The sequence below is a fragment of the Microbacterium sp. CFSPD4_SD4 genome, assembly GCF_057364585.1.
Genome location: NZ_JBNFOC010000003.1, coordinates 95307 through 108258, shown reverse-complemented (window position 1 = coordinate 108258; position 12952 = coordinate 95307). Strand labels below are relative to the sequence as shown.

Annotated in this window: 16 protein-coding genes, 1 tRNA gene and 1 pseudogene; 6 read left to right on the top strand and 12 right to left on the bottom strand. The window is 66.8% G+C overall.

Going from position 1 to position 12952, the window contains the following annotated elements:
• Window positions 1-16 precede the first annotated feature (16 nt).
• The 6 genes and pseudogenes from AC2W7E_RS06810 to AC2W7E_RS06785 all read right to left on the bottom strand — a co-directional run bounded on the left by AC2W7E_RS06810 (window position 17) and on the right by AC2W7E_RS06785 (window position 5152).
• Window positions 17-820 (bottom strand): DUF1206 domain-containing protein, encoded by an 804-nt coding sequence (locus AC2W7E_RS06810; RefSeq protein ID WP_025104555.1) that lies wholly within the window; start codon window positions 818-820, stop codon window positions 17-19.
• 70 nt (window positions 821-890) lie between these two features.
• The gene (locus tag AC2W7E_RS06805) at window positions 891-1082 is read right to left on the bottom strand and encodes a GyrI-like domain-containing protein (RefSeq protein WP_485988794.1); all 192 of its coding nucleotides are present in this window, start codon (window positions 1080-1082) and stop codon (window positions 891-893) included.
• Between the two features lie 529 nt (window positions 1083-1611).
• Window positions 1612-2474, bottom strand: a pseudogene (locus AC2W7E_RS06800) (AraC family transcriptional regulator).
• A gap of 84 nt (window positions 2475-2558) precedes the next feature.
• Window positions 2559-2693: a methionine/alanine import family NSS transporter small subunit gene (locus AC2W7E_RS06795; RefSeq protein ID WP_081811605.1), complete on the bottom strand. Its 135-nt coding sequence runs from the start codon at window positions 2691-2693 to the stop codon at window positions 2559-2561.
• Entirely contained in the window at window positions 2690-4309 is a 1620-nt protein-coding gene (locus AC2W7E_RS06790; protein WP_025104558.1) for a sodium-dependent transporter, read from the bottom strand. The genes AC2W7E_RS06795 and AC2W7E_RS06790 overlap by 4 nt, the downstream gene beginning before the upstream one ends.
• A 51-nt stretch (window positions 4310-4360) precedes the next feature.
• Window positions 4361-5152: an SDR family NAD(P)-dependent oxidoreductase gene (locus AC2W7E_RS06785; protein ID WP_126893482.1), complete on the bottom strand. Its 792-nt coding sequence runs from the start codon at window positions 5150-5152 to the stop codon at window positions 4361-4363.
• A 140-nt stretch (window positions 5153-5292) separates the two neighbouring features.
• On the opposite strand from AC2W7E_RS06785, the gene AC2W7E_RS06780 reads away from it, so the two are divergent.
• Window positions 5293-5760 carry a MarR family winged helix-turn-helix transcriptional regulator gene (locus tag AC2W7E_RS06780; RefSeq protein WP_366216540.1) on the top strand — a complete coding sequence of 156 codons (468 nt, stop codon included), beginning with the start codon at window positions 5293-5295 and terminating at the stop codon, window positions 5758-5760.
• Between the two features lie 315 nt (window positions 5761-6075).
• Here the strand turns inward: AC2W7E_RS06780 and AC2W7E_RS06775 are convergent, their stop codons facing one another.
• Entirely contained in the window at window positions 6076-7134 is a 1059-nt protein-coding gene (locus AC2W7E_RS06775) for a GNAT family N-acetyltransferase (RefSeq protein WP_485988793.1), read from the bottom strand.
• A gap of 30 nt (window positions 7135-7164) precedes the next feature.
• Between AC2W7E_RS06775 and AC2W7E_RS06770 the strand changes: the two genes are divergently transcribed.
• Complete coding sequence (locus tag AC2W7E_RS06770) at window positions 7165-7659, top strand: MarR family winged helix-turn-helix transcriptional regulator (protein WP_126893484.1); 495 nt, start codon at window positions 7165-7167, stop codon at window positions 7657-7659.
• Here AC2W7E_RS06770 and AC2W7E_RS06765 read toward each other — a convergent pair.
• Window positions 7636-8214: a TetR/AcrR family transcriptional regulator gene (locus tag AC2W7E_RS06765; RefSeq protein ID WP_126893485.1), complete on the bottom strand. Its 579-nt coding sequence runs from the start codon at window positions 8212-8214 to the stop codon at window positions 7636-7638. The genes AC2W7E_RS06770 and AC2W7E_RS06765 overlap by 24 nt on opposite strands.
• A 73-nt stretch (window positions 8215-8287) precedes the next feature.
• On the opposite strand from AC2W7E_RS06765, the gene AC2W7E_RS06760 reads away from it, so the two are divergent.
• Window positions 8288-8695 carry a VOC family protein gene (locus AC2W7E_RS06760; RefSeq protein WP_126893486.1) on the top strand — a complete coding sequence of 136 codons (408 nt, stop codon included), beginning with the start codon at window positions 8288-8290 and terminating at the stop codon, window positions 8693-8695.
• 31 nt (window positions 8696-8726) lie between these two features.
• Here AC2W7E_RS06760 and AC2W7E_RS06755 read toward each other — a convergent pair whose 3' ends face one another.
• The 3 genes from AC2W7E_RS06755 to AC2W7E_RS06745 are packed head-to-tail and all read right to left on the bottom strand — an operon-like array spanning window position 8727 to window position 10590.
• Window positions 8727-9521, bottom strand: coding sequence for an ABC transporter permease (locus tag AC2W7E_RS06755; RefSeq protein WP_126893487.1), 795 nt, complete (start codon window positions 9519-9521; stop codon window positions 8727-8729).
• The gene (locus tag AC2W7E_RS06750) at window positions 9518-10234 is read right to left on the bottom strand and encodes an ABC transporter ATP-binding protein (protein ID WP_485988792.1); all 717 of its coding nucleotides are present in this window, start codon (window positions 10232-10234) and stop codon (window positions 9518-9520) included. Before AC2W7E_RS06750 ends, AC2W7E_RS06755 begins: the two co-directional genes overlap by 4 nt.
• Complete coding sequence (locus AC2W7E_RS06745; protein WP_126893489.1) at window positions 10231-10590, bottom strand: hypothetical protein; 360 nt, start codon at window positions 10588-10590, stop codon at window positions 10231-10233. The genes AC2W7E_RS06750 and AC2W7E_RS06745 overlap by 4 nt, the downstream gene beginning before the upstream one ends.
• A gap of 72 nt (window positions 10591-10662) precedes the next feature.
• Between AC2W7E_RS06745 and AC2W7E_RS06740 the strand changes: the two genes are divergently transcribed.
• Window positions 10663-11190 (top strand): helix-turn-helix domain-containing protein, encoded by a 528-nt coding sequence (locus AC2W7E_RS06740; protein WP_126893490.1) that lies wholly within the window; start codon window positions 10663-10665, stop codon window positions 11188-11190.
• Between the two features lie 87 nt (window positions 11191-11277).
• Window positions 11278-11892 carry an SGNH/GDSL hydrolase family protein gene (locus tag AC2W7E_RS06735; RefSeq protein WP_485988870.1) on the top strand — a complete coding sequence of 205 codons (615 nt, stop codon included), beginning with the start codon at window positions 11278-11280 and terminating at the stop codon, window positions 11890-11892.
• A gap of 94 nt (window positions 11893-11986) precedes the next feature.
• Here AC2W7E_RS06735 and AC2W7E_RS06730 read toward each other — a convergent pair.
• Window positions 11987-12078, bottom strand: a tRNA-Ser gene (locus AC2W7E_RS06730).
• Between the two features lie 163 nt (window positions 12079-12241).
• Here AC2W7E_RS06730 and AC2W7E_RS06725 point away from each other — a divergent pair.
• On the top strand, window positions 12242-12949 hold the full coding sequence (locus AC2W7E_RS06725) for a potassium channel family protein (protein ID WP_366216542.1): 708 nt from the start codon (window positions 12242-12244) through the stop codon (window positions 12947-12949).
• Window positions 12950-12952: the final 3 nt, after the last annotated feature.

Sequence of the window (12952 nt, the reverse complement as noted above, 5' to 3'; positions counted from 1 at the left end):
TCGTGCCCGGCGGAAGCTAGGACATGCGGGCGAGGCGGGCGCGGGCGATGCAGAAGGCCCCGTACAGCGCGAAGCCGACGCCGACCGCACCGAGGATGAGCCGGCCGAACGGCAGACTGAGGAGGCTGTGCAGAGCGGCGTCGAGACCCGCGGCGCGTTCCGGGTCCTGCGTCACGGCCGCCACCACGAACAGCACGCCGGTGACCCCCACCGCGATGCCCTTGCCGATGTAGCCCACGACGCCGAGCGCCATCACGCCGGCGCGGGCGGCTCCGGTCGGCACGTCGATGAGCTTGCGGAAGGAGCGCATGATCCCGCCGATGATGAAGCCGATGCCGACACCGATGACGCTGAGGCCGATCACCACGAGCAGGGCCACCCCGCCCGGTGCGGCGAGGACCACCTGGCTCAGGGTCTTCGACGCGTCGGAGGACTCCGCGCGGCCGCCCACCGCGTAGACGAGTGCGAGGCCGGCGATCACCAGGTAGGTGCCCGAGATCCCGAAGAGCTTGAGGCGCTTGCCCCACTTCTTCGTCTCGGCGGGGTCGGCGGCCAGGAACCCGCTCGCCACCTGCCACACGGCGAGCGCGAAGAGGCCCACGGCGATCGCGAGCAGCAGCAGTCCGCCGATGGGGTTGTTGCGCACCTGCTCCATCGCGCCGTCCTGGTCGGCGTCCCCCGACCCGCCGGCCGCGATCGTGATGGCGATCGCGCCGATGATGATGTGGATGATGCCGAGGACCACGAATCCCGCGCGGGCGGTCCGCCGGAACGCGGTGGAGTCCTTCGCCACGCGCGCCGCATGCTTGACGGTGCTCATGCTCGAAGAGTATCCGCCGCGGCGCGTCCCGATCAGGGGGTTGCTTTCCGGACCCCCGGTGCGACAGCGCTCAGGTGATCCGTTCGACGGGCTGCCGCAGGATGGTGCGCAGTTTCTCCGGAGCCGTCCGACGGCGGTCGCTGAGGTAGATCTCGTGGTGCCGTCCGCGCATCTGCACCCCGTTCTCCGGGACGAAGCGCTCGTGCAGCTCCTCGAGCACGGGTCCTTCATCGTCGAACGGCCCGATGTGCAACGTCTGCACGCAGAGGCCCTCGTCGAGGACCTCCCGCCGGACGGCGGCCAGCGCCGGAAGCTCTTCCCCCTTCTTCGCGCTCTTCGCCGCGACCGTCTCGACCGCGCGTCGAACAGGGCGGGAGTGACGTGATCGTCCACCATGATCATGAGCGTCCAGAGCCAGGTCGACTTGTCGCGCCGGGTGGTGAACGACGCCATGTCGGGCGCATGCCACAGGCCTTCCAGGGGCATCACGACCTGATCGACGCCGAGCTCTGCCCGGCTGGCGAACTTGAGGGTGTACGCCAGCGGGTAGAGCGCCGCGACCGCGTCGAAGAAGGCCGGAGCGGTGTTCGGATCTCCGGCGCCGTCGACCATCAGATAGGTCAGCGGTGGCACCTCGAGGACACGGAAGGCGCCCCGCTTCGCCTGATACGCGTCGAGCGTCTTCTTGGGATCGATCGCCGTCATGGCCCGCCTCTCGGTACGTCGTGCGGTCAGTGTGCCACGGGACACCGACATCGGGTCGAGCCCCAGGGGCCCGACCCGATGGGCGGTCAGCTCTGCTCGACGGGGAGCCAGAGCTCGCAGGAGGCCGTGTCGCCGGTGAATTCCCGGTAGCGGACGATCGACGGCCCGGGCCGCAGCCGCCACGGGTTCGACGGGAACCACTCGGTCGCCGTCGCCGCCCACAGATTCTGCAGGTCTCGGGGAAGGGTCCGCTCGCGCCGAACACGGCCCAGGTGCCCTCCGCCACGCGCAGGGCGTCGAGGTCGTCGGGAACCGCGGTGTCGGCGCGCACGGCCACCCCGTGCAGGTACGTCAGCGGCGTCCCCTCCGGGGCATCCGGATCGATGTCGGCGGTCACGGCGAGGATGCCTGCGGGCTCCTCGTTCCCGAGGGCCTTGAGGCGCGCGTGCTCCTCGGGCGGGATGGCGGCGATGTGCGCCTGGATGTGCGGATTGACGCCGACGTGGATCAGCGGGACCTCCGCGGCATGGCCCGCGAGGACGAACGCGGGACGGTGGGTGATGGTGACATCCATCGGGGTACTCCCTTCGACGCTCAGGCGGAACCGGAGCGTGGGTTGTGTGTGGAGAGGACCCCCGTGCCGACGCGCGTCCGCCGGCCCGATGCCGTGCACGGCGCGGAACGCCCGGGCGAACGCCTCGGTCGAGCCGTAACCGTGCCGAACGGCGACATCGAGCAGACTCGGCGCGCCGGCGGCGAGCTCCGCGCCGGCGAGCGTCATCCGACGACGCCGCACATACTCGGTCAACGGCATCCCGGCGAGCGCCGAGAACATCCGTCGCAGGTGGTACTCGGTGGTGCCGTGCGCACGGGCGAACGCGGCGACGTCGATCTCCTGACCGCGGTCTGCGTCGACGAGGTCGACCAGAGCGTTGAGCGTGCCGATCACGGGGGTCCTCCTTTCCCCCTCATCGTCTCGCCGCCGCCCATCCGCGCACCCGACCATTCCGACCCGATGCGATCGGGTCGGTGATCAGAGCTCGACCGGGACCGACGGCTCCGTGTCCTCCACCTCCGGGTGACGGGCGAGGTTCACCACGGCCGCAAGGAGGCCGCCCCACACCGTGACCATGGCGATGATCATCATGACGATCGCGGTGGTGGTCATGCGCCCGCTCCCTTCGTCTGCGCCGCCGGGACGGCGATGCTCGTCGTCTCGGGGTCGGCGGCGTACTCCTCCTGGTCCAGGAAGTCGTCGTACCCGACGTCGTCCTTGGCACGGGAGCGCCTGCTCCACGGCACCAGCGACAGCAGCACTCCCCCGATCACCAGCGCGATGACCATGCCCCAGCCGAACACCCCGAGGAACCAGCCAGGGTAGCCGCTGTACGGCTCGGCGATCTTCGTCAGGAGTTCCGTGATCAGCAGGTAACCGAGCACGAGCGGGGCCAGCACACCCACGAGCAGGCGCCAGATCAGCCCGACCCGGAAGCTGGATCGCCGGTTGAGGTGCTCCTGCAGCTGCGGCAGCCTGTGCAGCACCCACGCCACCACGATCACCGCGACGAGGGCGACCGCCATGATGCCGAAGGCGTTGACGAAGGCGTCGGTGGTGTCGAGCACCGACAGCGCGGTGGTGGTGGAGAACAGGGCCATCGAGATGACGGCGAGCGGGATGGAGACGATGAGGGTGGTGCGCACCCGTCCCCACCCGAGCTTGTCCTGCAGGGCGGCCACGATCACCTCGAGGATCGAGATGAGCGAGGTCACCCCCGCGAAGACGAGGGCCCCGAAGAACAGCACGCCGATGATCGAGCCACCGGTCGCCTGCGACACGATCGTGGGGAAGGCGACGAACGCGAGACCGATGCCCGAGGTCGCGACGCCGGAGACATCCGTGCCCTGCGCCTGGGCCATGAACCCGAGGGCGGCGAACACGCCGATGCCGGCGAGGATCTCGAAACCGGAGTTGGCGAACGCGACCACGAGACCGGAGCCGGTGAGGTCGGTCTTGCGCTTGAGGTAGGACGCGTACGTCACCATGATCCCGAACGCGACGGACAGCGAGAAGAAGATGTGCCCGTAGGCGGAGGCCCACACGGCCGGGTCGGCGAGCGCCTCCCAGTTCGGCGTGAAGAACGCGTTCAGACCGTCCAACGCGCCGGGGAGGAAGAGGGCCTGCACGACGAGCACCGCGAACATGAGGGTGAGCAGCGGCATCAGGATCATGTTGGCGCGACCGATGCCGCGCTTGACGCCGAGCGCCATGATGATGATGACGATCAGCCACACCGCGATCAGCGGCAGGCCCACCTGCGGCACGAACTCGCCGGACAGGCCGACCACCGCGACGTCGGCGGACTTCAGGAAGTCGACGAAGAAGAAGTCGTTCTCGTTGCCCGCACCCCAGGTGAGCTGCGCGGAGAACCAGGTGTACATGCCCGCCCACGCGACGATCACGGCGTAGTACACCGCGATGACGACGCAGATCAGCACCTGCCACCAGCCCAGCGGTTCGGCGGCCCGGTGCAGGCGTCGGAATGCGAGGGGCGCGGAGCCCCGGAACCGGTGGCCGATCGCGTAATCGAGGAAGAGCAGCGGGATGCCGGCGGTCAGCAGCGCGCACAGGTACGGAATGAGGAACGCACCGCCGCCGCCTTCGTAGGCGACGTAGGGGAAGCGCCAGATGTTCCCGAGACCCACGGCGGAGCCGATCGCCGAGAGGATGAACACGTTCCGCGAGCCGAAGGCCTCGCGCTGCGGGGTCTGGGTCGGTTCAGGCATGCCCGCGAGGATACCCGAACGTGTGCGCCCCGGCGACTCACCCGGCCGCGCTCACAGCATCGCGGTCAGCACCCCGCCGTCCGCCCGCAGCGCGGCGCCGTTCGTCGCCGATGCGCGGACGCTGGAGAGGTAGACGACGAGGTCGGCGACTTCGGCCGGATCGAGGAAGCGCCCCAGCAGTGTGGTCGCATTCTGTCCGATGATCGCCTCCTTCATCACCTCCTCGGAGACGGACCGGGCCTCGGCGACCGCGGCGACGCTCGCCGCGACCCCCTCCGAGTAGGTCGGCCCGCCCAGGACGGTGTTGACCGTCACGCCGGTGCCGCGGGTGAGTTTGGCCATCCCGTTCCCGAGCGCGATCATCGCGGCCTTCGTCACGCCGTAGTGCACCATGTCGGCCGGGACGTTGACGCCGGACTCGCTGCTGACGAAGACGATGCGCCCCCAGCCCCGTTCCCGCATCCCCGGCAGGAGGGAGCGGGAGAGACGCACGCCGCTCATCACGTTCACCTCGAAGTAGCGCGCCCAGTCCTCGTCGGCGACGTCCGCGAAGTCGGCGAGTCCGAAGAGGCCGACGTTGTTGATGAGGATGTCGACGTCGCCGAGCCGCTCCGTCAGCCGCGCCACCTGCGACGGATCGGTGAAGTCCGCGGCGATCCCGGACACGGCCACCTCCGGATGAGCGAGGGCCAGGACGCGCACCGCCGCGTCGACGCGTCCCTGGTCACGACCATTGATCACGACATCGACCCCCTCGGCGGCGAGAGCGGACGCGACCGCATATCCGATCCCCTGGCTCGATCCGCTGATGAACGCCCTCTTGCCGCGCAGTCCCAGTTCCATCCGTCTCCCTCTCACTTCCGCGGACGCCCCGCATCACTTGCCTGAGCAAGTAATCCTAGTCACGACTCACTTTCCCAAGCAAGCGAAGAGCACGGCTCGACCGCTACGGTGGAGGAATGTCGTCATCCTCCCCCGCCCCCTTGAGCACCGAAGAGATGGACGTCTGGTCGGCACTCGCGACACTGCTCGAACGGCTCCCCGCGGCCCTCGACGCGCAACTGCAGCGCGACAGCGGACTGACCCACTTCGAGCACGGCATCCTCTACGCCCTCGATGCGGCACCGGAGCGCACGCTCCGCCTCAGTGTCCTCGCGGGCTACGCGAACAGCACGCTGTCCCGACTCTCCCGTGCGGTCACCCGCCTGGAGGCGAAAGGCTGGATCCGGCGCGAGGTCGATGCGGAGGACGGGCGCTTCACCCTCGGCATCCTCACCGACGCCGGCCACCGGAAGGTCGAGGAGTCGACCCCCGCACACCAGGCCCTCATCCGCCGCGTCGTCTTCGACACCCTGACCCCGGCGCAGGCCCGGCAGCTCGGCGCGGCCAGCCGGAAGATCTCCGCCGCACTCTCCCCCGACCCGACCTGGATGCCGGGGACGCGGGCGTGAGGAGGGCCCGCCCGCACGCGAGAACACGAAAGCCCCGGCGAGCGGACTCGTCGGGGCTTCTCAGTGCGGAGACGAGGGGATTTGAACCCCTGGTCCCCGTAAGGGGACTCCACCTTAGCAGAGCCCGCGACGTATGCAGTTGTCGAATGATCCCGGTGACCGCTGCCCCCACCCGTATCGAGCACCTCGCGTGGAGCAGCTTCAATCCCGCCCCTGCGGCAAGAGCATTCCTCGAAAGCCTGCCGATTCCTCAACCGGGCGACGACAAGTAGGTGCATGGGCAGGAAGCCGAGTGCCAGTCCGTCGGGTTTCGCTTCAGAAGCGCTTGACGAGTTCGACTGTTCCTTCGGGGTTCTCGGTGTGCTGGACGAACCCTTCGCTCGTGTACAGATGGATGTTCTTCGTGCTCCGCGATCCGGTGCTGAGCTCGATACGGTCGCAGGAGCTCGCGAGAGCATCCGTCGCGTGCCGGAGGAGCCAGCGCCCGATTCCCCGCCCGTAGAGATCGGGAACGACGGCGAGTCTGCCGATGTGCCCTGTTCGCGATGCGCGTCGAGCGCGAACCATTCCGATGAGACGCCCGTGGAGCCAGAGTCCGATGGTCTCCCAGTCGGTGAGCCAGGTCTGCACGTCTTCGAGGGTCTCGGTGAACGGAGGGAGGTCTAGTGTTTCGTTGCTCAACGCCTCGTCGACCCAGCAGCATCGCTGCAGAACCAGTACGTGCGGGGCGTCGTCGGGAGTCAACGAGCGTGTGTAGCTTCCGGGCAACGGCCCAACGTCGATACCGGGTCGCGCAGCCTCCCGCATGGGCTTGAGCGCGTGAGCTAGTCTGACCAGCTCCTCCAGCAAGCCCTTCGCCGACGCGGTCAGCTGTACACTCGGACGAACCCCAGTCGAATCGATCGTGTCTTTCAGCCGCAGGGCGACGGTCGAGCCGAGCGGGACGAGACGAAGCGTCGTTGTCACCTGTTTCGCGTGCTGCACGGATCGGGTGCCTGCTGACGTGTTGCCGTAGCTCACGAATCCCATGGGCTTCCACGCCCATTCATGGCTCAGGTAGTCGAGGGCGTTCTTGAGCGTTGCGGGCATGCCGTAGTTGTACTCAGGTGTGACCGCGATGAAGCCATCCGCCTCGTCGACGATCTTGCTCCACGCTTTGGTGTGCGGGTTTCGATAGGCGCCGAGAGCAGGATGATCCTCCTCGTCGAAGAACGGGAGATCGAGATCGCGCAACGACACATGCTGAAGCTCGACGTCGAGTGCGTCAGCGCGGGGGGTGAGGGCTTGCAGGAGCCAGTCTGCAACCGCCGGGCCCATCGCTCCGGGCCTGGTGCTGCACGTGAGGATCACGACTCTAGGCGATTTCGTTGACATGTAAACGAGCATAGATCGTAGAATGATTACATGTCAACGAAAAGGATCGGGTCGGCGGCGCCTTGGTTGAGCGAGGACGAGGAGGTCGCCTGGCGCGCGTTTCGTCGCATGACGATCGCAGTGCAGGCCGGTGTGGTGCACGACCTTGCTGCATCGGGTCTCTCGGAGCCCGACTACGAAGTACTCAGCACCCTGGTCGAAGCGCCGGAGATGACGAGCACACTGCATGCCCAGGCGCAGAAGATGGGGTGGTCGCGAAGCAGGCTCTCGCGTCAGGCCGGCAGGATGGAAGCGCGAGAGCTGATTCGCCGTGACCCCGACCCGGCAGACGGTCGCGGCTGTCTGCTCGTACTCGCCCCACTCGGGCTCGACGCCCTTCGCGGAGCGACTGCCGTGCACCTGGAATCCGTGCGCCGCCGCTTCGCCGATCGGCTCGACGCGCGCGACCTCCTTGATATCGTGCGAATCTCTGGAAAGCTCGCCCATGCCCCAGAACCGGCTCTACGACACGTAGGCCGTGAGTAGTCTGTCGAGAACCTTATGAGATTGCCGACGAGCCAGGTCGGTGTCCTCGTGTTGGGCCGTCCAGAGAGCCGCCTCGTTCATCGCGCCGGAGAGCTGCGCGGTCGACGCATCGAGGATATCTTCTGCAACTCCCGCCTCACGTAGTGCCTCTCGCAGATGCGTCGCCGAGTTCTCCGCGTCGAGTCGGCGCCATTCCTGCCAGCCGGTCACCGCTGGTGCATCGATGAGCAGGATTCGCATGGCCGCCCCGTTCGTGATCGCATCGAGGAACGCGTGCGACCCGGCCCTGAGCTGTTCGAGAGGCTGCGGGTCTGCCTTCTCTGCTGCCGCGACGACAGCTCGTGCGACGTCGGCTTGGAGGCGGGCGACGACCTCGCCGAACAGTGCGACCTTGTTCCGGTAGTGGTGGTAGACCGCGCCTCGCGTGACCCCGGAGTCCCGGGCGACGTCATCGACCGAGACTTCGCTGAAGCCTCGTGCTGAGAAGAGCTCCTTCGCCGAATCGAGGATGCGTTGGGCTGTCTGGGCGGCGTCGGCCGCGGAGGCGCGAGGCATGGTCCTCTCCCTTTACGTACAGTGTGTATGTATACTGGCTTCGTTACATTCATATCGTACGTAAAGGAGTGCAATGTCCGTCACCAGCCTCTATCCCGTGCTCATGTCTCGCGATGTCGACGCCGCGGCGTCCTTCTACCGCGACTTCATCGGTTTTGAGACGACCTTTGAATCCGACTGGTATGTCAGCTTGCGCTTAGGGGAGTTCGAGCTGGCGATCTTGGCTCACGATCACCCCACGGTGCCGGACGGATACCGTGAGCTTCCCCGAGGAGTGATCGTCAACCTCGAAGTCAGCGACGTCGATGCCGTCCACACGCAGCTGGCCGGCAAGACAGAGGCGAACGTGGTGTTACCGCTTCGCGATGAGGACTTCGGTCAGCGGCACTTCATCGTTGCCGCCCCCGACGGCGTCCTGCTCGACATCATCCAGCCCGTGGCCCCGAGCGAGGACTACGCGAGCGCGTATGTGCAGACATAGAGGCTTTCGTTCGGCGAGACCCTGGATCCGGTCACCTCAGGTCTCGCCGAAGGGGAACGAAGACGGCGAGAATCGCCGCGATGACCGCGTATGCCACGAGAATCGCAGCGCCGAGCACAGGTGAGACCATCGTCGCAGGCGTCAGCGCTGTCTGGCTCGCGATCGCGCCGGTGAGGAAGTCAAAACTCGTCAGCGATGCCGTCGCGCCGCCCGGCAGGAACGGGTAAATCGCGTTGACGCCGGGAACCAGCATCAGGATGTACTCGACGAACAGGAAGTAGCCGAGCACGACGCCGATCGCGACGAAGGGTGAACGCGCCAACGCGCCGATACCTACTCCGAGCAGCATGTAGGCCGCAGCGGCGAGGGTGAGCTGTATGAGGGCCGGCGCCAGATCCACCGCATCGACGCCCAGCGGTACACCGCGCACCCATGCTGCGACGATCAGGGCGAGCAATGCCGACAGAGATGCGATCATTCCGTAGACGATGCCCAGCACTGTGTACACGGCGAGCTTGGCTGTTAGTACTCGACCCCGTCGAGGAACGACGAGGAGCGTCGTGCCGATCGTGCGGTGTCGATACTCGCTTGTGATCGCGATGGTCCCGACCAGCGCGGGGATGAACAGAAGCACGGTCCCGATGCCGAGCACGAATCCAACGCCTTCGGGGGTGTCGATGTCCGGCATGGGAGGCTGGGCGTTCTGCGGTCCGGTGAGCGCAAGGAGAAGCGTCAATCCGCCACCACACGCGAGCGCAACCACTGCCGACCACAGTGCTACTCCGGTGGCGCGCAGTCGCACGACCTCTCCGTAGACGGCATTCATGAGAGAGGTCCTTTCTGCGTGAGGTGCAGGAATGCTTCCTCGAGAGGAGCATCTTGCGCCACGAGTCGTTCGAGCGCGCCCGTCCAGACGGTGCGGCCCTGGTCGATGAGGATGACGTCGTCGATCGCGTGCTCGATCTCATGAAGCACATGGCTGGAGAGCAGTACGGCGCCGCCAGCATCGGCGAACCCGCGCAGGAATGTGCGGAGCCACGCGATTCCGCTTGGGTCCAGACCGTTCGACGGCTCATCGAGCACGAGGATGTCCGGGTCGCCGAGCATCGCGGTGGCCAGCGCGAGGCGCTGCCGCATCCCGGTGGAGAAGGCGCCGATTCGACGATCGGCGTACGACTGCGCCCCCACGAGGGATAGCACGGTGTCCACCCGCGACCGGTCCATTCCTCCGAGTGCCGCGTAGGTGTGAAGGTGAGCGCGTGCTGTCATGCGTGGATGCGCTGACGCGACGTCCAGGACCGCGCCCACGGTACTTGCGGGCGCAGACAGGTGGGCGTAGGGCAGGCCGGCGATGAGCGTCTCACCGCTGTCTGAGCGGATCAGGCCGAGTAGCGCGCGCATCAGCGTCGATTTCCCTGCCCCATTGGGCCCGAGAAACCCGACGATGCGCCCATACTCGACTTTCACGTTCACATCTTCGAGTGCAACGACGTTTCCGAACCGCTTGGAGAGCGCCTCTACCTCGATCGCAGCGTTCAAGAGTGCACATCCGATCGGAGGTCTGCCGCGATCGACGCTGCAGCATCGGTGCTCAGGAGGATCTCGTCGAACCCGACGGCGGCCCGGTCGACGGCGATCCGCAGCAGCGGGTGCCCGCGCTTCATTGAGACCAGGCGCCGCACCCCGGAAGGGTGCCTAAACGTGCCCAGTTTGCGGTAGCCGGAGATGACGAGACCGGACTTCATCCCGAGGATCTCGGAAGTCCATCCCTGTTCGCTCGCGACACCACGGATCGCCGACCTCGGAATCAACAGCTTCGGCAAGCCCGTCATCGTCGACTCCCAACCGGGAAACTGCACGTGCACTCCGGCTCGGTCGTATGTGATGTTCGTCATCGTTCTCTCCTCGATCGCTAGAGTGGAATCGTACTGAGAACATTATCATCGTGATAACAGTGAGGAGTCAACGTGCCCGACGGGACTGCTCTGGCAAAGGTCGTACTGCACCCGGTGCGATTGCGGATCGTCCAGCAGCTGGGTGGCCGCAACCGCACGACGGCGCAGTTGCGCGAGGCGCTCCCGGATATCCCGCAGGCCACGCTCTACCGACATGTGGCTGCCCTCCTCGATGCCGAGGTTGTCGCAGTGGTCGACGAGCGCAGATCTCGTGGTGCGATCGAGCGAACCTTGGCGCTGGGCGACCGGATGGCAGCCATTGACCACGCTGAGCTTTCTGCGATGAGCAGCGCGCAGCTGAGCACTGCCTTCCTGGCTTTCCTGGGAGACGTCACGGGTGACTTCGATCGCTTCCTCAGCGCGGATTCTCCCGAAGCCCGTGAGCTGGTCGGATTCGCCCGAACGCCCTTGTACGTGAGCAGGGAGGATCTCGCCACGATTCAGGCAGGCCTCGCTGAGCTACTCACTCCTTACCTGACGGAACGGGAGGACGGTCAGCAACGCGTCAACCTCGCCACGATCCTCCTTCCAGACCCGTGAACGCAAAAAGAAACGACGGCAACGCAAAGGAGCCAAGATGCCAACGACGAAGCACATCCTTGTGTACTCGGACTCGCTGACTGGGGCATAGTCCTGACGACTCGGCAGCGACTTCCTTTCGAAGAGCGCTGGCCCGGAGTTCTGCACGCCGCGCTCAACGCGGGATGGGACGGTCACATCCGGCTCACGGAGGACTGTCTTAACGGGCGCCGCACCGCCTTCGACGACCCATACAAACCGGAGCGGAACGCCCTCAGCGGCATCCAACAGGTCATAGAAGCGCAATCACCGCTCGACCTCGTGATTCTCCTACTCGGCACCAACGACTTCCAATCCATGCACCAGCACAAACCCTGGCACTCCGCGATGGGCATCGCAGCGCTCATCAACGAGATCAGGACAGCACCGATCGAGCCCGGGATGCCTACCCCGCCGATTCTCGTCATCGCGCCCCCGCAGCTGGAGAACCCTCGAGGACCGATCGGCCCGAAGTTCGCGGGCGGGGATATCGCCGCACAGGGTCTCGCGCAGGCAATTCGACAGGTCAGCGAAGACACCGGCTGCGTCTTTTTCGACTCGAACACGATCACCACCAGCAGCAAGCACGACGGCGTGCATCTCGACGCCGACCAGCACCACGCCCTGGGCGTCGCACTCGCGCCGGTCGTCGCGCACCTGATGGCAGACCGCAATGCTCGCTGAAGCTCCGCTGTCCAGCAACGAGGGTCGGGGCTATCTCGGTAACGGTGGTTCCGGCGGCTTCCCGGAAGAAAACCGGATCTGACCAGGAAAAATTTGGCGGAGACGAGGGGATTTGAACCCCTGGTCCCCGTAAGGGGACTCCACCTTAGCAGGGTGGTGCACTAGGCCGGACTATGCGACGTCTCCAGACATCCGGCTCGAGAGCACGGATGCACCCCACCATCATAACGGGTCCGGCGCGTGGTCACGAACCGCCGGTCTCGGATGCTCCCGGGAGCCGGCCGCATGCCCTGCGATACTGGCCGCACGTTGCGAGGGTCCGGCCCCCGCGGACGCGAGAGGAGACGCCATGTCCGAGCCATCGGGAGCGCACGTCCGCGCGGGGTTCGCTGCCCCGGCCGACCCGAGGCGCGGCGCCCTGGGCTATGCCGCGGTGCTCGCCCTCCTCGTCGTGTCGTACGGACTGTGCGCGGCCCAGCCCGGCACGGTCCCCAGCCCCTGGGCGTTCCTCGCGATGCTGGTCACGGTCGCGATCGTGTTCCGCGTGACCAGGGCGCACGCCCTCGTGCAGCGGGTGTCGTGGGTCGTGCTCTCGGCCGCGGGGCTGGCTGCCCTCCTCGCGGCATTCTTCGCCACGGACAGTCCCGCCCTCGCGGTCGCCCTGTCCGCCGCCTCCATGCTCGCGCTGCTCGTGGCGCCGTGGGCCATCATCGCGCACCAGGTCACCCGCCGAGGCCTCGACGTCGAGGCGCTCCTGGCCGCGGTGACCGCGTACATCCTCGTCGGCATGTTCTTCGCCTTCGTCTACAACCTGCTGTCGCTGCTGCTGCCGACGCCGCTGTTCGGAGATGCGGCGAACGACTCGCTCGGCAATCAGCTCTTCTTCTCGTTCACGGCACTGACCACGACGGGCTACGGGAACCTCGTCCCCGTCGGACCGGGCGTGCAGGCGGTGGCCGTCGCCGAGGGGATCACCGGGCAGCTCTTCCTCATCACCGCCGTCGCCCGCATCATGCGGGGTGCGAGCGCCCAACGCACCACATCGACGCCGGCCTGACGG